At 47.2% G+C, this 21,100-nt stretch carries 22 protein-coding genes; 13 read left to right on the plus strand and 9 right to left on the minus strand.

From position 1 onward, the window contains the following. Positions 1-44 precede the first annotated feature (44 nt). Positions 45-749, plus strand: coding sequence for a DUF445 domain-containing protein (locus tag EPB59_RS16270; protein WP_195707124.1), 705 nt, complete (start codon positions 45-47; stop codon positions 747-749). Between the two features lie 89 nt (positions 750-838). Here EPB59_RS16270 and EPB59_RS16275 read toward each other — a convergent pair whose 3' ends face one another. Beyond that, positions 839-1,882 (minus strand): alkene reductase, encoded by a 1,044-nt coding sequence (locus EPB59_RS16275; protein ID WP_000129732.1) that lies wholly within the window; start codon positions 1,880-1,882, stop codon positions 839-841. Between the two features lie 149 nt (positions 1,883-2,031). Here EPB59_RS16275 and EPB59_RS16280 point away from each other — a divergent pair, with 149 nt between their 5' ends. Continuing rightward, positions 2,032-2,607 carry a TetR/AcrR family transcriptional regulator gene (locus tag EPB59_RS16280; RefSeq protein ID WP_154173863.1) on the plus strand — a complete coding sequence of 192 codons (576 nt, stop codon included), beginning with the start codon at positions 2,032-2,034 and terminating at the stop codon, positions 2,605-2,607. A gap of 71 nt (positions 2,608-2,678) precedes the next feature. Here EPB59_RS16280 and EPB59_RS16285 read toward each other — a convergent pair whose 3' ends face one another. Continuing rightward, positions 2,679-3,308: a LysE family translocator gene (locus tag EPB59_RS16285; protein ID WP_000568041.1), complete on the minus strand. Its 630-nt coding sequence runs from the start codon at positions 3,306-3,308 to the stop codon at positions 2,679-2,681. A 203-nt stretch (positions 3,309-3,511) separates the two neighbouring features. Here EPB59_RS16285 and EPB59_RS16290 point away from each other — a divergent pair, with 203 nt between their 5' ends. From EPB59_RS16290 to EPB59_RS16300, 3 genes are all read left to right on the plus strand, one after another. Continuing rightward, on the plus strand, positions 3,512-4,342 hold the full coding sequence (locus EPB59_RS16290; protein WP_055029304.1) for an AraC family transcriptional regulator: 831 nt from the start codon (positions 3,512-3,514) through the stop codon (positions 4,340-4,342). A 151-nt stretch (positions 4,343-4,493) separates the two neighbouring features. Then, positions 4,494-5,213, plus strand: a complete 720-nt coding sequence (locus EPB59_RS16295) for an AzlC family ABC transporter permease (RefSeq protein ID WP_154173865.1) — start codon at positions 4,494-4,496, stop codon at positions 5,211-5,213. Beyond that, positions 5,210-5,527 carry an AzlD domain-containing protein gene (locus EPB59_RS16300; RefSeq protein ID WP_000605630.1) on the plus strand — a complete coding sequence of 106 codons (318 nt, stop codon included), beginning with the start codon at positions 5,210-5,212 and terminating at the stop codon, positions 5,525-5,527. The genes EPB59_RS16295 and EPB59_RS16300 overlap by 4 nt, the downstream gene beginning before the upstream one ends. A 51-nt stretch (positions 5,528-5,578) precedes the next feature. Here the strand turns inward: EPB59_RS16300 and EPB59_RS16305 are convergent, their stop codons facing one another. Further along, the gene (locus EPB59_RS16305; RefSeq protein ID WP_154173867.1) at positions 5,579-6,193 is read right to left on the minus strand and encodes a fumarylacetoacetate hydrolase family protein; all 615 of its coding nucleotides are present in this window, start codon (positions 6,191-6,193) and stop codon (positions 5,579-5,581) included. A gap of 115 nt (positions 6,194-6,308) precedes the next feature. Next, complete coding sequence (locus tag EPB59_RS16310) at positions 6,309-6,767, minus strand: MarR family winged helix-turn-helix transcriptional regulator (RefSeq protein ID WP_154173869.1); 459 nt, start codon at positions 6,765-6,767, stop codon at positions 6,309-6,311. Positions 6,768-6,878: 111 nt separating this feature from the next. Between EPB59_RS16310 and EPB59_RS16315 the strand changes: the two genes are divergently transcribed. From EPB59_RS16315 to EPB59_RS16330, 4 genes are all read left to right on the plus strand, one after another. Beyond that, positions 6,879-7,301: an organic hydroperoxide resistance protein gene (locus tag EPB59_RS16315; protein WP_154173871.1), complete on the plus strand. Its 423-nt coding sequence runs from the start codon at positions 6,879-6,881 to the stop codon at positions 7,299-7,301. Positions 7,302-7,552: 251 nt separating this feature from the next. After that, the gene (locus EPB59_RS16320) at positions 7,553-8,548 is read left to right on the plus strand and encodes a porin (RefSeq protein WP_154173873.1); all 996 of its coding nucleotides are present in this window, start codon (positions 7,553-7,555) and stop codon (positions 8,546-8,548) included. A 195-nt stretch (positions 8,549-8,743) separates the two neighbouring features. Then, positions 8,744-9,601: a DMT family transporter gene (locus tag EPB59_RS16325; RefSeq protein WP_195707125.1), complete on the plus strand. Its 858-nt coding sequence runs from the start codon at positions 8,744-8,746 to the stop codon at positions 9,599-9,601. 46 nt (positions 9,602-9,647) lie between these two features. After that, a complete protein-coding gene (locus tag EPB59_RS16330; protein WP_055050287.1) occupies positions 9,648-10,265 on the plus strand; it encodes a glutaredoxin domain-containing protein in 618 nt (205 codons plus the stop codon). A 115-nt stretch (positions 10,266-10,380) separates the two neighbouring features. On the opposite strand, the gene EPB59_RS18855 is transcribed toward EPB59_RS16330, so the two are convergent. From EPB59_RS18855 to EPB59_RS16345, 3 genes are all read right to left on the minus strand, one after another. Then, positions 10,381-10,515, minus strand: a complete 135-nt coding sequence (locus tag EPB59_RS18855) for a hypothetical protein (protein ID WP_277753098.1) — start codon at positions 10,513-10,515, stop codon at positions 10,381-10,383. 103 nt (positions 10,516-10,618) lie between these two features. Continuing rightward, positions 10,619-10,969, minus strand: coding sequence for a hypothetical protein (locus EPB59_RS16340; RefSeq protein ID WP_057568088.1), 351 nt, complete (start codon positions 10,967-10,969; stop codon positions 10,619-10,621). A 132-nt stretch (positions 10,970-11,101) separates the two neighbouring features. Further along, entirely contained in the window at positions 11,102-12,313 is a 1,212-nt protein-coding gene (locus tag EPB59_RS16345; protein ID WP_154173879.1) for a multidrug effflux MFS transporter, read from the minus strand. A gap of 89 nt (positions 12,314-12,402) precedes the next feature. Between EPB59_RS16345 and EPB59_RS16350 the strand changes: the two genes are divergently transcribed. Together EPB59_RS16350 and EPB59_RS16355 are read left to right on the plus strand one after the other, a co-directional pair. Beyond that, the gene (locus EPB59_RS16350; RefSeq protein WP_154173881.1) at positions 12,403-13,290 is read left to right on the plus strand and encodes a LysR family transcriptional regulator; all 888 of its coding nucleotides are present in this window, start codon (positions 12,403-12,405) and stop codon (positions 13,288-13,290) included. A 233-nt stretch (positions 13,291-13,523) separates the two neighbouring features. Beyond that, positions 13,524-15,365: a putative bifunctional diguanylate cyclase/phosphodiesterase gene (locus tag EPB59_RS16355; protein WP_055050283.1), complete on the plus strand. Its 1,842-nt coding sequence runs from the start codon at positions 13,524-13,526 to the stop codon at positions 15,363-15,365. A 52-nt stretch (positions 15,366-15,417) separates the two neighbouring features. Here EPB59_RS16355 and shyA read toward each other — a convergent pair whose 3' ends face one another. Next, positions 15,418-16,665 carry a peptidoglycan DD-metalloendopeptidase ShyA gene (shyA, locus tag EPB59_RS16360; protein WP_055050282.1) on the minus strand — a complete coding sequence of 416 codons (1,248 nt, stop codon included), beginning with the start codon at positions 16,663-16,665 and terminating at the stop codon, positions 15,418-15,420. A gap of 232 nt (positions 16,666-16,897) precedes the next feature. After that, complete coding sequence (locus EPB59_RS16365; protein ID WP_055027939.1) at positions 16,898-17,197, minus strand: isoamylase early set domain-containing protein; 300 nt, start codon at positions 17,195-17,197, stop codon at positions 16,898-16,900. 329 nt (positions 17,198-17,526) lie between these two features. On the opposite strand from EPB59_RS16365, the gene EPB59_RS16370 reads away from it, so the two are divergent. Together EPB59_RS16370 and EPB59_RS16375 are read left to right on the plus strand one after the other, a co-directional pair. Further along, positions 17,527-19,203: a SulP family inorganic anion transporter gene (locus EPB59_RS16370; protein WP_154173883.1), complete on the plus strand. Its 1,677-nt coding sequence runs from the start codon at positions 17,527-17,529 to the stop codon at positions 19,201-19,203. 365 nt (positions 19,204-19,568) lie between these two features. Beyond that, complete coding sequence (locus EPB59_RS16375; RefSeq protein WP_154173885.1) at positions 19,569-20,945, plus strand: YjiH family protein; 1,377 nt, start codon at positions 19,569-19,571, stop codon at positions 20,943-20,945. The last annotated feature ends 155 nt before the right edge of the window (positions 20,946-21,100 follow it).

Here is a 21,100-nt window from a genome sequence, read left to right on the forward strand (position 1 = left end):
GGCCGCTATGCCAAGGTAAGACTTTGAGTAACTTAGAGAACACTATGAATAAAAGCCTTATTACCAATGTAGTGGCGCTGGCCCTGATGGGTGTCGGCTATTTCCTGCCTAACCACTATGCCTTTTATGCGGGGCTGTTTGCCTTTTCCGGCGCGATCACCAACTGGCTCGCCATCCATATGCTGTTTGAAAAAGTGCCGGGGCTGTATGGCTCCGGCGTGATTCCCGCACGTTTTGAAGATTTCAAAGCCGCCATCAAAAATCTGATGATGGAGCAGTTTTTTACCGATACCAATATCGACCGCTTCCTCAATAAAGAGATGAATGGCGCGCTGAACCTTGATTTGCAACCGGTGATCGCCAAAGTCGATTTCAACCCGACCTTTGATTCGCTCGTCGAAGTGATAAGCCAATCCTCCTTTGGTGGCATGCTGGCGATGTTTGGCGGCGCGACCGCGCTTGAACCACTGAAACAGCCCTTTGTGGAGAAGATGCAAACAGCGCTTGTCGAGATGAGCCAAAGCGAGTCAGTACGTGAAGCCCTAAAAGGGCAACTCGAATCCCCCGCGATGCTGGATGAAATCAAAGCCAATATCGAAGGCATCATCGATCAGCGCTTAAATGAACTGACCCCACAGTTGGTCAAAGAGATCGTGCAGAAGATGATCAAAGAGCATCTAGGCTGGCTGGTGATTTGGGGCGGTGTGTTTGGTGGCTTGATTGGCCTTGTTTCCGCGGCTTTGGTTTAACTTTGGTTTAAATATCCGCACTGTAAACCTAAAAAATCAGCCCCAATAGTGGGGCTGATTTTATCAATAAAGAAAGGTGAAATACCGACTTAGTAAAGCTCCGTTAACATCGAATCTTGGTACGCTTTTAGCTCTTCACCCTTTTGAACACGGGCGATGTAATCTGGGTTAGCGATAAATGGACGACCAATCGCGAGCAGATCAAACTCATTATTTTCAATCGCAGTCGCACCCGTTTCTGCGCTAAAACCACCCACACCCATCAGCGTTTTTGAGTAGTGCTGACGCAAGTAAGTGGACACTCGACCACCTAAGAAATCAAAGGTCACGCTGTCATCAAACATCCCTTCATGCAGATAGGCCAAATTGCGCTTTTCCAACTCAGGCAGTAAATAATCAAACACTTCACGATCACGCGGGTCCGCTTTGATATTGAAATACGCCCCCGGAGACACACGCAGCGCAGTGCGCTCTGCGCCAATACGAGCGATCACCGCATCCACTACTTCCAAAGCAAAACGCGCCATATTGGCCGGCGTTTCACCGTACTCATCGCTGCGTTGGTTAGAATCAAAATGCAGGAACTGGTCGATGAGATAGCCGTTCGCGCCATGAATCTCGACTCCATCAAAACCCGCCAAGCGTGCATTTTCCGCCGCTTGTGCGTAATCGGCCACCAGTTGCTTGATCTCCGCTTGGCTCGCCGCTTTTGGTACTGTGTACTGCAATTCACGGCGGCGTGGCACGCTGCCTTCGACACCGAGAGCTGAAGGCGCTAGAACGTATTCACCCGCAAAAAAGGCAGGGTGAGCCACGCGTCCGGTATGCCATAACTGAGCGAAAATCTTACCGCCATTGGCATGCACGGCATCCGTTACTTTTTTCCAACCAGCAATTTGCGCTTGCGTAAACAGCCCTGGAGTGTTCGGGTAACCTTGAGCATCGGGGCGAATAATGGTGGCTTCGGAAATGATCAGCCCAGCATCTGCACGGCGTGCGTAATACGCCACCATGGCATCGGTCGGCACCAAATCATCATCAGCCATACAGCGCGTCAGTGGCGCCATCGCAATTCGGTTGTTTAAGGTAATCACATCGTTGAGCGCGTATGGCTGAAAAAGAATATCGGTCATTTGAGTTGTCCTTTGGTTGTCTGTTGCGCTTATGCTAGATCATTCTTGAACAATCGTTCAAGAACTTTTTTGAATGAACGTTCAAGATACTTTGTCATCGACTCGGTTTAGCGCTAGAATCGCGCCATGTTCGATGAAGAGAGTGTGTTGTGCGAGTAGCTGAATTTGACCGAGAGCAGGTGTTGCGATCCGCGATGGATGAATTTATGTCCAAAGGATTCAACAAAACCAGCATGCAAGATTTAAAACGCGTGACCGGTTTACACCCCGGCTCGATTTACTGCGCGTTTGAAAATAAGCGCGGTTTGCTGATTGCCGCCCTTGAGCAATACACCAAACAACGCGTCTCGGAATTTAATGCGATTTTCGCCGCACATCCCACCATCTTAGCGGGATTAGAGCAGTACATGGCGATGGTCGTTGATGAGTGCGAACGCGATGAGATCAAAGATTGCTTGCTGCAAAAAGCGCTCAATGAACTCTCTTGTCAGGATGAAGAAGTCGAAACGCTGATCCGCGCCACAGTGGGTACTTGGAAGCAAGGCATGCTTGCGCAATTACAAGAAGCACAGCAGCGCGGCGAGATAAACCCAGACAGTGACTGCGTGCTGCTCACCGAATATTTGGTGATGGGCATTTATGGTTTGCGCTCGTTTGCCCACACTCGGCCGGAAAAAGGCTTACTCAGAAAGCTCGCCGATAAACTGTTGAACGCGATTCGCTGATCCGCCAATGTTGGTCGTTCTGATAAAAAAGCCACAGATACGATCTGTGGCTTTTCACTTTTTTGGCGATATCACACAAAATCGCTGAGCATCCAGAGCGCTAGCAGCAAAAAAACCGCGCCCATCACTTTGTGCTGATAAGTGCGAAAACGCTGATTGTCGACCAGCGAGCGACCAAACACGCCAATCAAAGCCACCAGCAGCAGATTAAACAGCAAGCCGCACACATTCAGTACCATACCCAGCGCGAACATCTGTTCGGCAGAGCTGGCTGCGATATTGGTTGAAACAAACTGCGGCAAAAACAGCACAAAGAACACCAAGGCTTTGGGGTTCAGCAAATTACTCACTAAAGCGCGTTGGTAAAAGGTTTTTGCTACCGCTTGTGACTCATCCAAGGTGGGCGCTTGCGCTGCATCGGCGCGTAGGCAATCCCACGCCATTTTGAGCAGGTATGCTCCCCCCAACAAATGCAGCACATTGAGCGCCAACGGGTTCATGGCAATCAGTGCAGAAACCCCGAGCGCCGCGAGTAAGGTTAAAATCATCCCTGATGTGGCATTGCCCAAGCTGGCAAACAAACCGACTCGGCGTCCGTAGCTCATACTAGAGCTCGCAATCAGCAGCATATCTGGCCCTGGGATCAGCAACAGCGCCAATACCGCGGTGAGATAAACTGGTAATACCGAAACATCAATCATGTTGAAAATCTTGTTAAAGCTGGAAAACGGCGGATTTTATAGGAGACATACCGCCATTTCCATATGAAAGATAATCCAAATAAACTCATTTCTAGCCAGAGATAAAATAGTGCGGATTTCGATTAATACAAAAGCGCAATTTTGTACAAAAATTTTCCTGCACTTTGCAGTAGACTCATTAGGGAAAAGCACAAGGAAGCGTGATGGGCGACTCAGCAGGCAAAATTAAAGAACAAGCAAAATTTCAGATTGCCGAAGAGTTTGGCGGCCTAGAGCTGCTCGATGCGCAATACGAAACGCAGAATTTTTCTCGCCACAGCCATGAAGGCTATACCGTGGGAGTGATTGAGCGCGGTGCACAATCTTTCTACCGCACCGGCGGCACCCATATTGCGCCGCAAGACAGCATTATTTTGGTCAACGCCGATGAAGTGCACACCGGACACTCCGCCGTCGAAGGTGGTTGGGCGTACAAAGCCATGTACCCACTGCCCGAGCAGTTTGCCACGGTTGCCAAAGAGATTGGCGCCAATACCGGCGCGCCTTATTTTCCACAAGCGGTGGTGTATGACCCCGAACTCGCGAGCCAACTGCGCTTAGTGTTTGAAACCCTTGAGAAATCGACTAACCGCTTGCTACGTGAAACCCTGATTTACGCCAGCTTAGTCAAGCTGATGACACGCCACGGCCGCACAGCGCCAAAGGCTGATCAACCGCTATCTGCACTACGCCCATTATTGCTAGTTAAAGAGTTTCTGGATGATTTTCCGCAGGCCGATGTTTCACTCGAAGAGCTGGCACAACTGGCGGGATTAAGTCCTTTTCATCTGGTGCGTACCTTTCAAAAACAGTTTGGTTTGCCACCCCACGCTTATCAAATCCAAGCCCGCTTGCGCCTCGCGAAAACCCTTTTAAAGCAAGGCGTGAGTATCTCAGAAACCGCGCAAGAGTGTGGCTTTCACGATCAAAGCCATCTGCATCGCCACTTTAAAAAAGCGCTCGGCATCACCCCAAAACAGTACGCAAGACCTTAGATAATCAGCACTCGTCACCTGCACGCTACCGCGCAAGATTATCCAAGCTTATCGGCTTATCCCTGTGTTCTGATAACCCTGACGATACCCAAATCTCTTGGAGTTTCAGGTAGGAAGGGTATAAGGTTTTCTTCTATAAATTGGAAAGAGTATGAATAGCCAAGTGTTAACCATTGATGATTCACCTACCCCCACCCGGCTGTTTTGGCAGGGCACAGTCGCTATGCTGCCGTTGAGCATTGCGGTATTACCTTGGGGTTTACTGGCCGGCTCGTTTGCGATTGAAGCGGGGTTATCGGTCATCGAGAGCCAAGCCTTGTCTGCAATCTTGTTTGCAGGAGCGGCACAGTTAGTCGCTATCGGCATGTTTAAAACGGGGGCGGGGTTACTGAGTTTGTTGATAGCCACTTTTTTTATTACCTCACGCCATTTTCTGTACAGCGTATCAATGCGCAGCAAAATCAGCCCATTACCCTTGCGCTGGCGGCTGACACTGGGCTTTTTGCTCACCGATGAGCTGTTTGCGATTTGCGGCGCGCAGTCCGACAAGCAGTTTAATCGCTGGTATGCGTTAGGCGCAGGGCTGAGTTTTTATCTGATTTGGAATTTAGCCAGCTTGGTCGGCATTGTCGCAGGCAGCTATCTGCCCGATCTCAATCAGTGGGGATTGGAATTCGCGGTCGCCGCCACTTTCATCGCGATTGTGATCCCGAATATCAAAAGCTGGCCTGTGCTGATTTCGGTACTAACCGCCTTGGTGTTATCAGTGTTACTCACCGTGATGGGGATTGAAGGCAGCCTAATGTTCGCCAGTATTGGCGCCATGCTCGCCGGCTACGGTACTGAACGTTTATTAGGAGCTCACCCATGATCATGCTTTCGATATTCGCGATGACGGCACTGGTGTTTCTCAGCCGTTATCTGTTTCTTGAACCTAAGCTGCCCCTGCGTTTGAGCCCCACGTTGCAACGCTTACTTAGCTACTCTGGGCCTGCGGTGCTCACCGCGATTTGGGCACCAATTGTGTTTATGCCGGAAAAAACCTTGTGGCTAGAGTGGCACAACCCCTATCTTCTCGCCGCACTGCTTTCTGGTTTACTGGCTTGGTTAAGCAAAAATGTCCTGCTGACGACCGTCGTGGGGATGGGGAGTTTCTTACTGCTCAAGCTGGTGGTATTAGCTTAAGCCCGTAAGAAACGGGCTTAGTGTATGTTAGGAGAGAGGGTGAAAGTTCGGTTATTCAGCCAACCATTCCACTTCAATCAAGGTCTGTTCACCACATTTCAGGCGGCCCACAAAACGGTCGCCTTGATGTACTTCCCCAACGCCTTGTGGTGTACCTGTCATCACCACATCACCATCTTCCAAAGTCAGATAGCTTTTTAGCTCTTGTAACACAGCCTCCGGCGAGTGAAGCATCTGATTAACATGCCCTTTTTGCACACGTACGCAGTTGATCAGCAGTTCCAAATTGAGATCGGCGGCATCCAACCCGTCAAGCGCAACAAATCGGCTCAAGACTGCAGCACCATCAAACGCTTTAGCACGCTCCCAAGGCAAGCCTTTGGACTTGAGATAACTCTGCATTTGGCGCTTGGTCAAATCTAGGCCAATTCCCACCGCGACATATTGTCCCTTTTCAACCAGAAAACAGATCTCTGCTTCATAATGCAAAGGCTCTTGATGGAAGGCGCGCAGATGCGATGTAACCGCTGATGAAGGCTTATGAAACAGCACCATCTGTTCTGGAATGCTATTGTGCAGTTCCTGAATGTGTTCAACATAGTTACGCCCGATACACAGCACTTTACCCACGGATATGTTTCGGTTGGCAAATTGGATATGACTCATCTCTCTTCCTTGACCAGACACAAAGCCGCGATTCTAAACTAATCGCTGATAAACTACGCAGAAATCAATCACACATTTGTGGAAAATGCGCACCTCAGCCCATTCATTATCGAACTCAATCAAGAGTATGGAGAATTTTCTCGCACAACGTTTTTAGGCTAATCAGCTCCTCTAAGCTGAGATCAAATTTACACAGCATCTCATTCGGTACTGAACGTGCCTGCTCCTGCAACGCAAACCCTGCAGGCGTCAAAAATAGCTCACGAACCCGCTCATCACTGCTGCTGCGTCGCCGTTCCACAATTCCTTTCGCTTCCAACCTTTTCAGTAGCGGAGTCAGCGTGCCGGAATCCAAATGCAGCTTAGCACCGAGATCTTTCACATTAATTCCGTTTTGTTGCCACAGTACCAGCAGCACCAAATATTGCGAATAAGTGATATCCAGTTGATCAAGCAGCGGACGATAAGCACGGATTACCGCATTCGATGCACTGTAGAGTGGGAAACAGACCTGATTTTCCAACAGTAATGGATCATGAGTCGGCGTTTGGCAGCTCACTTGTGGAGAAGACATGATTTATCCTCAAAAAATAAATTGCACACAATATACTTGCAAACAACAAAAGACTCGATATAAGATTGCAAACAATTAAATTGCACACAACTTAAATTAAGGAATAAAAACATGAGTACGATTTATCAAACTTCCGCCACCGCTTCTGCAGGACGCAATGGAGTAGTCAGTACCGAAGACAAACTGCTTGAGCTCAATCTCAGCTACCCAAAAGAGATGGGCGGAAGCGGTACGGCAACCAACCCAGAGCAACTGTTTGCAGCCGGTTATGCCGCTTGCTTTTCGAACGCGATTTTGCACGTCGCTCGTGAAGCAAAAGTCGCCTTAAAAGAAGCACCTGTGACCGCCACTGTGGGCATCGGATCCAATGGTCAAGGTGGCTTTGCGCTAAGTGTCGCCCTCGCCGCACACATCGCTTTAGAAGATGAACAAGCCAGACAGTTGGTGACCGTTGCCCATCAAGTCTGTCCTTATTCCAATGCTGTGCGTGGCAACATTGACGTGCAAGTCAGCGTCAATGGTTTAGCCCTGTAATTTCGATTCCCCATTACTCACCACGGCGAAGCGCCTCATTACTCTAGATACGAAATGAGAGAGGGTATCCATCCGCAACGAACTTCGCCGTGTGTTTAGGGATCTATCCTGCTTTTACTTTGTCATCCCTACGCCATAAAAACTCAACCAAAACGTCACCAAATAGAAACGCATTATTCATTTTCAATCAGTACCTTAGCGGCATCAAACGTCGGGCAGTTAAGCCCATCCATTAAAATAGGGTAAGTAAAATGAAAAAGGCAGCAGTTGCTCTCGCCATCGTTTCCGCACTGGTATCAGGTTCTACTTTAGCCGCAACCGTTTATGATGCAGAAGGCACCACGCTCAAAGTTGGTGGCCGTCTGGAATTTCGTGGCGACTTCAACGGTGACGACAAAGGCAAAGAAATTGCCGGCACAATGCTCAACAAGAGCCGTGTACGTCTGAATGTGGCTGGTGAAACGGATATTGGCGCAGGCATGAAAGGCTTCGGTTTCTGGGAAGCAGAACAAGGCGTGAAATCGTCTGCAGGTGCTTCAACAGAGCAAGAAACGACGTTCAAACAACGTTATATGTACGTCGGTATGAAAGGCGATTTTGGTAGCCTTTCTTTTGGTCGCCAAAACACAGCAGGTGTGCAAATTTCTGATCTATCTGATATCGGTACTTTTACGGGTGATCAAAAAGCCTTTATCAGTGCAGGTAACGAGCAAATCAACAACACCATCGCTTACGGTTATGACTTCGAAAGCTTTAAGCTAAAAGCGAGCTACATTGCTGATGATGAGAAAAATGCCGACGGCTTTGGTATTTCTGGCATTTATTCAACGCCCTTTGGCTTGGATCTTGGCTTAGGCTATGCCGCTAACGATCTTGGCACGGATAACGGTTCAGCAGATCAAATTATTGCAGGCCTAGGTTACACCATGGGGGATCTCTACTTTGGTGCCACTTACACCACTGGTGATAAAGATGACAAAGCCGATACACAATTCACGGGCATCGAAACCTCTGCTCAGTACAAAATTACCAAGCAGTTCCGCCTGATTGCCGCTTACCAAACTCAAGAAGAAGAAACCAAAAATGTCACTAAAGACAAATCGGATTTCTTCGAGCTCACTGGCCGTTACGATTTCACGAAAAACTTCCGTTCTTACATCGCTTACAAAGCGAATGGTTTGGATGACAAAGACGCCGGCTACAAAGTCGAAGACACTATCCGTCTTGGCTTACGTTACGATTTCTAATCTCACCCATCACTCCTGAATTTGTCCTTATTTGGCCAAGCGTTTGCTTGGCCTTTTTTGTTTGAAGGTTTCGAACATCATCAGCAGCCGTAACGATTGGTTTTCTCAACATTACCACGTATGATTCAGCCCACTTTCTGACTACCTCTTTGATTCATGAGTATAAAACACCACCCACTCCAAGGCGCACTTTGGATGCTGACCGCCGGCTTATCTTTCGCGGTCGTTAACAGTATTGCCCAATACGCCAGTATCGAATTTGGTCTACCTTCTACCACTGTTGCCTTAGTGCAATACGCGATTGCGATTGTGGTTATCCTGCCTTATCTCAAAACTCTTGGCATTCGTCAGTCGCTGCGAACTCAACGGTTTGGTTGGCATCTCCTGCGCGTATTTTTGGCCGTGATTGGCATTCAGCTTTGGTTGTGGGCGCTGGCTTACCCGGTTCCCATCTGGCAAGGAATTGCACTGCTGATGACATCTCCCCTCTTTGCTACCATTGGCTCTGGCTTATGGTTGCGCGAAAAAGTCGGCATGGCGCGATGGCTCGCGACTCTCACTGGATTTATCGGTGCAATGATCATCCTTGAGCCTTGGGCAGACAATTTTAATCTCGCCTCTCTACTGCCGGTAGGTGCCGCCTTCTTCTGGGCATGTTACTCGCTGATGGTGAAAAAACTTTCCGCTCATGATTCACCGTCCACCATGGTGGTTTACCTGTTGCTGCTGATCACACCCTTTAATTTGCTCCTTGCGCTACCTGACTGGCAGATGCCGAGTGGCCAAATGCTGTGTGGATTACTGATTGGTGCAGGGGTCATGACAGCACTGGCTCAATGGGCGATTGCCAAAGCTTATGCCGTTGCTGATGCTTCTTTTGTACAACCATTTGATCACGCAAAACTCCCTTTCAACGTCTTGGCCGGATGGTTAGTCTTTGGTTGGGTTCCACCAGGACGCTTATGGCTCGGAGCGGCGATCATTGTGCTTTCCGTAGCATTTATTACCCAATGGGAAACAAAAAAATCACGGCGCGAAAGAAAAAGTGTCTAGCACCTTTCCTATCTTTTAATGAAAAGATTTGTATGAGGAATACCCGATGAGCACGCCAATTAAAGTGACACTTTACCGCTGGGCTGGCAGTTTTGGCCCATTTAAAGTCAACATCCCTTGTGGGGAATGCACGCTGACCAAAGATATTTTGGCCGATACGTTTGCCAATGAACTGGCAGGTATTCCGATTGAATTGGAAGTGAAAGATTGGCTTTCTTACTGGTGGGAACCCTTAAAACTTGGTGCGTGGCATGCGCCGATTGTGGTCGTAGCAGGCAAAGTGATCAGCCAAGGCGAAGCCCTCAATCGCGGTGTATTAGTGCAATCAATCATCAAAGAGTGGACCAAACAAGACACGTTACAAGGCAATATTGTGTTTGGCAAAGCCACCTGCCCTTACTGCGTGAAAGCCAAGCAGTTGCTTGATACTGCAGGAATCGACTATCGCTATCATGATGTGGTGAAAGAGAGCGCCGCACTGTACCGCATGATCCCTGAAGTGAAAGCAATCATCGGTGAGAAAACGCCCGTCACGGTTCCACAAATCTGGTTAAACAGTCAGTATATTGGAGGCAGTGATTCGCTGGAAAAATGGCTGAAAGAGAACCCACAACGCGTACCGGATAATGTGGTGGACATTGAAACCACACGCGTTGCGCAGTAACTTCGCGAATGCATCACCTTATGGTGAGTGGCTGCGTTGTGCACCGAGACTCTAAAGCATAAAAATGTCGACCCACTCATTGAGTGGGCCGACATTTTCTTGAACTAGATCAGACTCATTGGCTAAGTTTTTGACGAATTCGTTGTAGAAAAGAGCGTTTTTTCGTTTTGCTTTTACCAGCCTGAGCTTGATGCATCGCTTGTTTGGCAATCAGTTGCCCGAGATAAACCGAACCGAGTTCATTATTCATAACGCACGCCTCTATGTTGCTGAATGACATCTTTCGCCCAATATAACAGCAAAATCCAACAAAACAAGACACGCATCACAAATTTATGTAATTAAATTACAGGTTAATTGCGTTTGGGTTGTTTGTACGTTTTTCCAGCCGCTTGATAGATATCTTTCTGTTTGATATCGAAAAAGCCATCAAAAAACCAAGCGACAAATTTCACCACGTCGTCACCTTCGTTCATGATGTGTTCGACGTATTCTTGTTCTTCGCCCTGTTCATCCACTTCCGTGGTCACATGGTAAATACGTTGCTCACCTTCGACTTCAGCCAAAGCAAACTGACCTGAAAGCGATTGCGCCGCTTCAGCAATCGCCTCGTCTTCGCTGCTTTTCAGCAGTTCTAGGGCTTGCGGTAACGTCGCTTGCTCACATAAAAGTTTAATTAAGGCTTCAAATTGACTCTGTTGCATGATGATCCCCGTAGAGAGTGCTTTCCCGTAAAAATGAGCGCCGATTATATACACTTCTCACGGCAAGCGGCAGTGGAACCTGCATTTCCCTGCCCTACGGCCGATTGAACTGAGTTTTCATTACACCAGCTCTCATGCCTGCGTTTGTACAGCGCTCTCTTGTACGTGGGCTTTTTTCGTTGCGATCAACACACTCAACATCGTGATGCCGACCAGAATATAAAACACGCCCATTGCATTTTGGCTAGTCACCCAATGCTCCACCAAATATCCTCCCAGTAAACCTGCGATCCCCATCTGAATCGAACCAGAAAGTGCTGAAACCGCCCCCGCTTGTGATTTATGAGGTGATAACAAAAGCGTTGTAGCCAATGGAAAAGAAATGCCCTGCGCGATGCTCAGCCAAGTAAAAGCCCAAATCAGGTTAAACACGGAGAATTCGGTCAGCAGCAGCCAAAGGCCCGCAAATACCATCAAGCTAATCGCACACCCTAGCAGTTGACGCACCGAGAAACGAGAAGTCAGCATGTTCACAAGCACGCTGCCCAGTAATAAACCAGAGGAGGGAATAATAAGGGTCGAGCCGTAATCGGCTGCGGTCATACCTAGCTGTTTTTGGAGCAGAAAGGGCAAAATGGATAAGGTGACCAAGCTAGCTAAATAACTTAACCAGTTGTAACTTGCACTACTAGTGACTTGTTGATTAGCAAGAAGTTTAGCGTAGTTAATCACAATGCCACGCCATTGAACTCGCCGTTTTGGGTAAGGCAACGTTTCTGGCAGGATCATCAGCCCGAGCGTAAAAATTGCCCCGATATAGATCAGCACAAAAATAAACACAGATTGCCAACTCAAGTGATAGGCCATCCAGCCCCCGAGCACTGGCGCAATAATCGGCATGATTGACGCAGTAATCGACAAATAAGAGAGCGCTTTGGTGAGATGAAAACCGTCATAGCTGTCGCGTAATACACTACGCCCAAGAACCGAAGCACTGCCCGCCCCTAATCCTTGCAATAAGCGTCCAAATTCAAGAGCTTGAAAATGATCCGACATCATCACGCAGAGCACAGTACCTAGCAAATAGATACCTTGTCCAAGCAAAAACGTCGGGCGTCGGCCTACGGCATCGGACAGTGCGCCATAAAATAGCTGTGAGCCACCAAAACCCAGTAAAAAGAGCGTGACGAGCATCTGCGCACTCGCTTGATCGACCTGTAAATCGCGACTAATCAGAGGCAGTGAGGGCAAATAAATGCTCACACCCACTTGGCCAGTCGCGATGATCATCATCGCAAGTAGCATGGGGGTGCGGCGAAAACGAGTAGAGGTTTGTGCGTTCATGGCAGAGAGTCTATATTGGCAACTCTCATTTGATAATCTCGCAAATTGGAAATAAATTAGTTCCAATAAAGAATGAATAAGGTCATGAGATGGATTGGTTACAAAGTGCAAAAACCTACATCAAAGTCGTTGAGGAAGGCAGCTTCAATGGCGCAGCACGCAAACTCAACACCACCAGTTCGGCGGTCAGTAAGCGTATTCACTGGCTTGAGGAGCGTATTGGAGTTCAACTGCTGAAACGCACGACACGTTCTGTTACGCAGACCGAAGCCGGAGCTCTTTTTTATCAACGAGCCAAAGCACAGTTAGAAAGCTGGCAATCCGCGGTCGATGAAACACGCTCGGTCAATCAGACGCCTGCCGGGCTACTGCGAATTGGTGCCACGCTGGCCGTCGGTTCAAAGTTCTTGATGCAATATCTTGATGAGTTTTTGCAACGCTACCCCGATATCCGTATTCAGCTCATCACCACCACTCCGGGACAGTTACCAGAGCTACATCTCGATCTCTTTATCAGCCGAGAAATTGATCAACTCAATTCACTCAGCTTTAAAGCAACCCCGTTGTTTGAGTATCAAGCGGGCTTTTATGCTTCACCTCACTATCTTGCAAAGCAAGGAACACCGCAAACGTTACAACAGTTAACTGAACATAATGTTCTGTGCTGGGGGGAAAACACTTTTCGGGAAGTAAAAACCTCGCAAGGCAAGCGCATTACGCTCACGGGTAACTTTGCCACCACCAACCCAGAAGCCCTATTTTATGCAGGAAAAGCGGGGATGGGCATCATTGTCACCGGACATATCATGATCAAAGATGAACTCAAACAGGGTACTCTGGTACGCATTTTGCCCGATGTCACCATAGATCAAACCACCGTGTTCGCGTATTACCCTAAATTGGAGTATCAGCACACTCGAACTCAGCTGTTCCTTGATCACTTAAAACAAAAACTAGGCCAAGCTAAATCAGCCTAATTAATTTATCTATCAGTTAAATATTGGGAATTTCAATTCACAATCAGATTTTTTTTGTTTTTTTTCGCTCGACTAAACGGTTGAATTCAAAAAGCAAGCTCAAGTAACGCCCAATCCTCTGCCTCGAACGGCTGGAAAATCACCGCGATCTCAACAATAGTAACTACATGCATATAAAAGTATCTCGCGGTGATGAGATCCATTTTGTCAGAAACGGCTAGAGAGATCAGAATATGACTAACAGTCAATTGGTAGCAGAAAAACTGAGTCTGGACGCCATACATCATTTCAGCATGCTTTGTGGTCCAGAGTTGCTTTCGCAAGTGACTCAGTTCCTACATAAAACCTTTAATAGCCACAGCTCAATGGTCATTGAATTGGATAAAATGCGTTATAAAGCTCACAACTTGTGCTGTGCCAGTATTGAACCAAGCAGTTTAGAACAACATTACGAGCTGCAAGGCACCCCCTGTGAACAGGTAGGATTACAGCAACAGCCTTATTGTATTTTCACAAACAAAGTGGCGGAGCTCTTTCCATCAGACACCTATTTGGTCGAAAACAATATTGAAGCGTATTTAGGGATCCCGATTTATTTTTCGAGTGGTGAAAACTACGGGGTTCTGATCTCGACGTTTACTCGCCCACTAGAAGATTTTGCCAACCTCGTTTTAATCCACCAAATTTTGGCACAGATGATCGCCCATGATTTGGAATGCAAACAAATGGCAGCGCGGTCCCAGAGTTTGGTTAATCAATTACGCCATGAAATTTCTCACGACAACTTAACCGGACTAATGAACCGCAATGATTTGGCCGATAAACTCGATGCCTTGATCCAACGTGGACAACACCATTTCACTTTGGCGTTTCTCGATATTGATGAGTTCCGTTCAATCAACGACTTATACGGACATTTTCTCGGTGATGCTGTACTCAAATTTGTCGCCAGCGCGATAGAGCAAGCGTTACCTGAGGAACAGCACGCGTTTAGAATCGCCGCGGACGAGTTCGCGTTTCTGACCACCGATCATGAGCCGATGAAAATCTGCCAAACCATCCTCAATAAGCTCTCACAAGACTATGTTGATCAAGATCGGCGAATTAAAGTCAGCGTCAGCATTGGTATTGCCAAATACAGCGGAGAACGGCTCACAGCTGATCAAATCCTGTTCAATGCTAGCTTAGCCTTGGAAGAGTGCAAACGTAACCACAACACGCATATCCGGTTTTATGATACGTTGCTGAGCAACCAGTATTACCGACGCACACAAATTATCGATGCTCTGCGCAGCGAATTGAGTAAACCTATTCATCAGACCGAGTTGTATGTGGTTGTGCAACCGATTGTGAAAAGAAACCAACAGAAATGGGACTATTTTGAAATTTTGACGCGCTGGAAAAGCAGCTCACTGGGTTTTGTCACTCCTCTTGAATTTATCGAGGCAGCAGAGCAATCTGGCCTGATCATCGAGTTGGGTGAACGTATTTTGGAGCTCGCTTGCATCGCAAAAATGGAGTTAGAACATGGACTAGAGCGAAAAGTGCACCTCAGCATCAACTGCTCTGCCGATGAACTGACCAATTCCAATCGCTATCTTGAACACTTATTAAAATCGATCCAAACCTATGGCTTCCAACCCACAGAATTCACCATAGAACTGACTGAAACTGTCCTACTTTCCAAAGCAGCCGAAGTATGCAGTGTGTTAACAGTATTGCGTGAACTAGGCTTTAGAATTGCCTTGGATGACTTTGGCACTGGTTATTCAAGCTTGAATTACATTCATAGCTACCCGATTGACTGCATCAAAATCGATGCGGCGTTTGTGCGTAACTTACTCACCAACCAAACTTCCGAAAGCATCGTATGGCTAATCATTCAGCTCGCGAACCAACTCAAACTCGACCTAGTGGCAGAAGGGGTAGAGAACCAACAAGCCTTAGATAAGCTTTACCAAATGGGCTGTGAGCAAATACAAGGCTATTACTTTAGTAAACCCGACTTACCCAGTGTCATGGTCGAACGGCAGTTACCTTCAACCCAGCAAACTCCGGCCAACCCGAATCACTAAGATGCAGAAACAACAAAGCCCCTAAGAGGGGCTTTGTTGTGAAAGCTTGGTGCTATTGCGCAGCAAGCATGCTTTCTTGACGAGCGAGCATCTGATCGAGCTCTTTACGTTTCGCGATAAATTGTGCCATCTCTTTCTTTGGCACCGAACTCGCCATCGGAATATTCGCTTTCATCGCATTCACCGCACGACCACGTACGATTAACTCATAATGCAAATGAGGACCGGTCACACGACCTGTATTACCCGATAAACCAATGCGCTGCCCACGGGATACCTTTTGCCCTTTCTTGACCAATATTTTGCTCAAGTGCAGGTAACGAGTCATGTAGGTGCTGCCATGCTGAATCACCACATAGTTGCCCGCATAAGGGTGGTTACGAGTCATCACAACCACGCCATCACCCGATGTGTACACTGGGGTACCAATTGGCATCGCAAAGTCGGTACCGTTGTGTGGTGCAACCCGCTTGGTTACTGGATGAAAACGTTTTGGATCGAAATTTGACGAAATACGCCATTTACTATCAACCGGATAACGCTGGAAAGCGCGCTGTAAGCTATCACCATTCTTATCGTAGTATTGGCCATCTTGGTGCAGATACGCTGTGATTTCTTTACCACGATTAAAAATCTTGATCGCCTGAATTTCAGAGTTACCTGTGAGTTTTTCACCCACAAACTGACGTGACAGCACGACCTCAAAACGATCACCACGACGCAAGTCGCGGCCAAAATTAATTTTATCTTTCAGCAGAGTAACGATTTGATCAACGTCTGCCGTGCCGAGACCAGCGCGGTTTGCTGAGAGAGAAAAACTACCATCCACTTCACCGATCAGCGGTTCAACTTTCCACGTGCCGGGAATTTTCCGCTCTTCAAACTCATAGCTGCCATCGTTAAGGCGGGTGTATACCGCACGATCGACAAGGCTAAACTCAAGCTCCATTTTAGATAGCGTATTATCACTGCCTTTCCAAAAACGCAGCACGTTGCCAGGTCTTAGCGTATCAAGAGCCAGATAGTTTAAATCCGTCTCCATGATCTTCATCAGTTCAGTGTAAGGAAACCCAAGCTGGCTAAAAATCGTGCTTAGATTATCGCCCGGTTTGATTTCATATTCATAATCTGGGTACCCCACTTTCACCACGTCTGAATGTTCAGCAGACGAAAATTGCACGACCGGTGAGTCAGGCAGAGACAACTCAATACGCTGTTGCCGTATTGGACTGTTGAGCGAAGACGAGATCGCAGCCACAGCCAAAAGCGGCAAACCTACCAGTGTCGCTTTCTTTCGCATTGAAAGCTCAGAAAACCGCAAAACAATAGATTTATGTATCACCAATTTACCTGTGGAAAAAAGTCAGAACTCGGCCAAGAGTAAGGGTTTCAGCGCAGCTTGTCACCTACGCTTTCGTCAATTTAAAGCAAAAAGGCACGTATGTGCCTTTCAAAAATATAAGATTTAGTGTGTCAGCAGCAACTTAGTTCTTTGTGATTTTTTGAGCTTTCGCGCAAAAATGCTACCGAAATCACTGATAGGTGGTGAGCAAGCAGTTCTCTTCCCCAAAACCATTCTCGATGTACTGATCGGCATCTGGGTCATTTACCCATTGCTGCTGATCAAGCAAATAACGGAATTGAAATTCGCTGTCTTTCGGCAAGCGCGTTTTAAATTTGAAGGTGCTCGATTTAGCGACTTTTTTCATTGGCTCTGGCTGCCAACCTAAAAAATCCGCCACGATCGCCACTTCAGATGCCGCTTGTGGTGCATCGCATTCAAAAGTGACTTCCACTTCATCTTTTGTTTTAAGGAACTTCTTGTTAATCATGTCAAACTCCATCTTCGAACAAAAAACAACCAACTCAAGGCATGATAGGTAATTTATTCCTTATACTCAACCTAACTATCATTCAATTAAACGCATAATCTATGCGCCAAGGGGAACTAAGGTTTTCCGCATGAAATCCTAATTAACGCCGCCAACCGAGATTAACCTGAGGTTAACGAAAGTTAATCATATGAAATTAAAAGATTAATTTTATCAACACTTCACCACTAACCTCTTTTATCTTGCGGGAAGTATCCCTTTACAGCCTATAAAATGAGCGTAGAATCCACGGCGTTTTCATTTCCCTATTTTTGCTAAGGTGATCAATTATGTTTGCCATCTATGAATCCTATAAAGCCGGTCAGTTGCAACCCAAGCACTGGGTCAACAACATTACAGCGGGGTTGATAGTTGGGGTGGTTGCTCTGCCGTTGGCTATGGCATTTGCTATTGCTTCCGGCGTAAAACCAGAACAAGGAATTTATACCGCTATCATCGCGGGGATCATTGTTTCCCTGTTTGGTGGTTCACGCGTACAAATCGCCGGCCCAACCGGCGCGTTTATTGTTATTCTTGCCGGCATTGTCGCTGAACACGGTATTGCCGGATTACAGATCGCGACCATTATGGCAGGCTTTATTCTGGTCATTCTTGGTTTGGCTCGCTTAGGTAGCATCATCCGTTATATTCCTGATCCAGTTATCGTGGGCTTTACTTCAGGAATTGGTGTGATCATTTGGGTCGGTCAGTGGCGCGATTTCTTCGGTTTACCTGAAATCAAAGGTGAACATTTCCACCAGAAATTAATCGCGATTTTCCACGCATTCCCACAATTCCACCTCACGACAACCTTGCTAGCGCTTTTATCTCTGGCCTTGGTTATTTTCGGTCCTAAAATTCCGAAACTGTCCAAGATTCCGGGGCCGTTGTTGGCGTTAGTTGTTGTAACCTCACTGCAATATGTGATTGGATTTGAAGGGGTAAGAACCATTGGTTCTGCGTTTGGAGGAATCCCTCAAGGCTTGCCTGAGTTTGCCTTGCCGGATTTAAGCCTAAGTCAGATGATTCAGCTGATTGGTCCCGCTTTTGCCATTGCAATGCTGGGCGCAATCGAATCTTTACTTTCAGCAGTCGTAGCCGATGGTATGGCAGGCACGAAGCACAATTCTAACCAAGAGTTGGTCGGCCAAGGCATCGCTAACATTATTACACCGTTATTCGGTGGCATTGCGGCAACCGGCGCAATTGCGCGTACAGCGACCAACATTCGTAACGGTGGCAACAGCCCTATTGCAGGGGTTATGCACGCACTGACATTAGTGATCATTCTGCTGGTTTTAGCGCCCCTTGCCGTCAATATTCCTCTAGCCACCCTCAGTGCAATTCTGTTTGTCGTGGCGTGGAATATGAGTGAAGCCCCTCACTTCGTACAACTGGCCAAACGCGCCCCACGTGCTGATGTCGCGATTCTCTTGCTCACTTTTGGTTTGACGGTCTTCGCCGATCTCGTGGTAGCGGTCAATATCGGGGTGATCATCGCGATGCTGCATTTCGTGAAACGTATGGCTTCAAGTGTCGAAGTCAAAGCGAACGGTTCACAAGATATGAGCTATGAACTCGCCCAACAAGGCAGAAGCGCGTTGCCTCGTGAATTAGCGGTTTACGCATTAGAAGGACCTTTCTTCTTTGCCGCTGCTGAGACTTTCGAACGAGTGATGAGTAGCATTCAGGAAACGCCGCACATTCTGATCCTACGTTTAAAATGGGTGCCATTTATGGATATTACAGGCATTCAAACACTGGAAGAGATCATTCAAAGCTTCCACAAGCGTGGTATTAAAGTGCTGATTTCAGGGGCGAACCCACGCGTTTCGCAGAAGTTGATTAAAGCGGGTATCGTCGATTTAGTGGGAAAAAACAATGTTTACCCCGTTTTTGAAAGCGCACTCCACGCTGCGTTAACGGAAATTGACGTAACAGCTCCCGTTGAAACTCAGCACGGCTGAGTCAAACGCTAACGCACCGATTAATGGTTAAACGCCCCCTGCATGCAGGGGGCGTTTTTTTATCTTTATGCTTTCGATTCGCATATCTTCGCGGTTCAACGTCTTCATCCTCGCCATTTCACCGATGATACATTTAACAATAAATATACAAAACTCCGTCATTATTTGAAACATCAGGAAATTAATTTGAATGCATACCCAAAATAATTGAATAGTATTGCGAACGGTGTGAAAAATAGCTATTCTTGCGCCCGCTGAATCAATCAGGATGATCAGTGAATTTTTATGCCATGGAAGGGTGAGAAAGACCGAACCGCGCGTCTGAAGGACGCAGTCGTCAATGCAGTAATGATAGAGATAAACCCATGCAAGATAACGCGCAAACCCTAGAGCCGCCAGTAAAGAGCCATTCTGCTAATCTGTGGATGTTCCTGATCCCTTCTTTGATCGGGCTTTTCCTGTTTATGGCGCCCATCAGTTACGATGGTGCCTTGACTATTCCTGTAGCCGTATTAGCCAAGTCAGTCCAAGCTTTATTGGGTGATTCTCTGGTCACCGTCGTCACGGTAATTATTGCGTTTATGTCTGTCGCTTCTTTAGTGACAAAATTATTCCAACCAAGCGGGATCATGAGCCGCCCTTTCCTAAACAGTTTGCTCAATCCTTCTTGGCTTTGGCTAACCGTGCGCATTATTGGTGGTGCAGCAGTCATCATGACCTTCTTTCAAATCGGTCCGAAAGCGATCTGGGAAGAAAACACCGGCGGATTAGTGTTACAAGGTTTGCTCCCTACGCTCTTTTCAGTGTTTATCTTTGCCGGCTTACTACTGCCGTTGCTGCTCAATTTCGGTTTGTTAGAACTGTTTGGTAGCCTGCTGAGCAAAGTGATGCGCCCTGTTTTTAACTTGCCTGGCCGCAGCGCAATTGACTGTATGGCATCTTGGCTTGGTGATGGTAGCGTGGGGATCCTGCTCACCAGTAAGCAATACGAAGAAAAGTTTTATACGCAGCGTGAAGCCGCGGTAGTAGGTACCACTTTCTCTGCGGTTTCAATTACTTTTAGCTTAGTGGTGATTGCTCAAGTTGAGCTGGAGCACCTGTTCTTACCTTTCTATGGTGCGGTCTGTTTAGCGGGCTTTGTGGCTGCGGTCGTTATCCCTCGCCTACCCCCACTGTCATGGAAGAAAGATACCTACATCGATGGCACTAAGCCACACCCAGATGCCGATGCGATCCCTGAAGGTCATACCGCTTTTTCTTGGGGCATGGAACTGGCGCTAGCAAAAGCAGCAAAAGTCAGCTCAGTCAAATCGGTGATTGCTGAAGGTGTGCGTAATGCTGTCGATATGGTATTTGGCGTGCTGCCTGTAGTGATGGGCCTTGGTACGATTGCGCTCGTGATTGCGGAGTACACTTCTGTATTCTCTCTGTTAGGTCAGCCTTTCATTCCATTCTTAGAATTGCTAGGAGTGCCTGAAGCGGTGGCGGCATCAAAAACGATTGTGGTCGGTTTTGCTGATATGTTTATCCCAGCCATTTTAGCTGCGTCTATCGATAATGAGATGACTCGCTTTGTAATTGCCGCAATGTCGGTCACTCAGTTGATCTACATGTCTGAGGTCGGTGCTCTACTGCTGGGTAGCCGCATTCCGGTCAATATCGCCGAGCTGTTTGTCATCTTCATTTTGCGCACTCTCATCACTTTACCCGTCATTACTGCGGTAGCACATTTACTGTTCTAACCCGTCTCTTTATTAAGAAGCGCTGCCAATGCAGCGCTTTTATTATTTCAAGTCTCACTATTGAGTCTTTTTATCATCAATTTTATTAATATCAGTGATTTTCATATCATCCAACTCCGCCTATAATTCAACCAAATAATGGTTATTAACCCATC

Source organism: Vibrio metoecus (assembly GCF_009665255.1).
GTDB classification, from domain to species: domain Bacteria; phylum Pseudomonadota; class Gammaproteobacteria; order Enterobacterales; family Vibrionaceae; genus Vibrio; species Vibrio metoecus_B.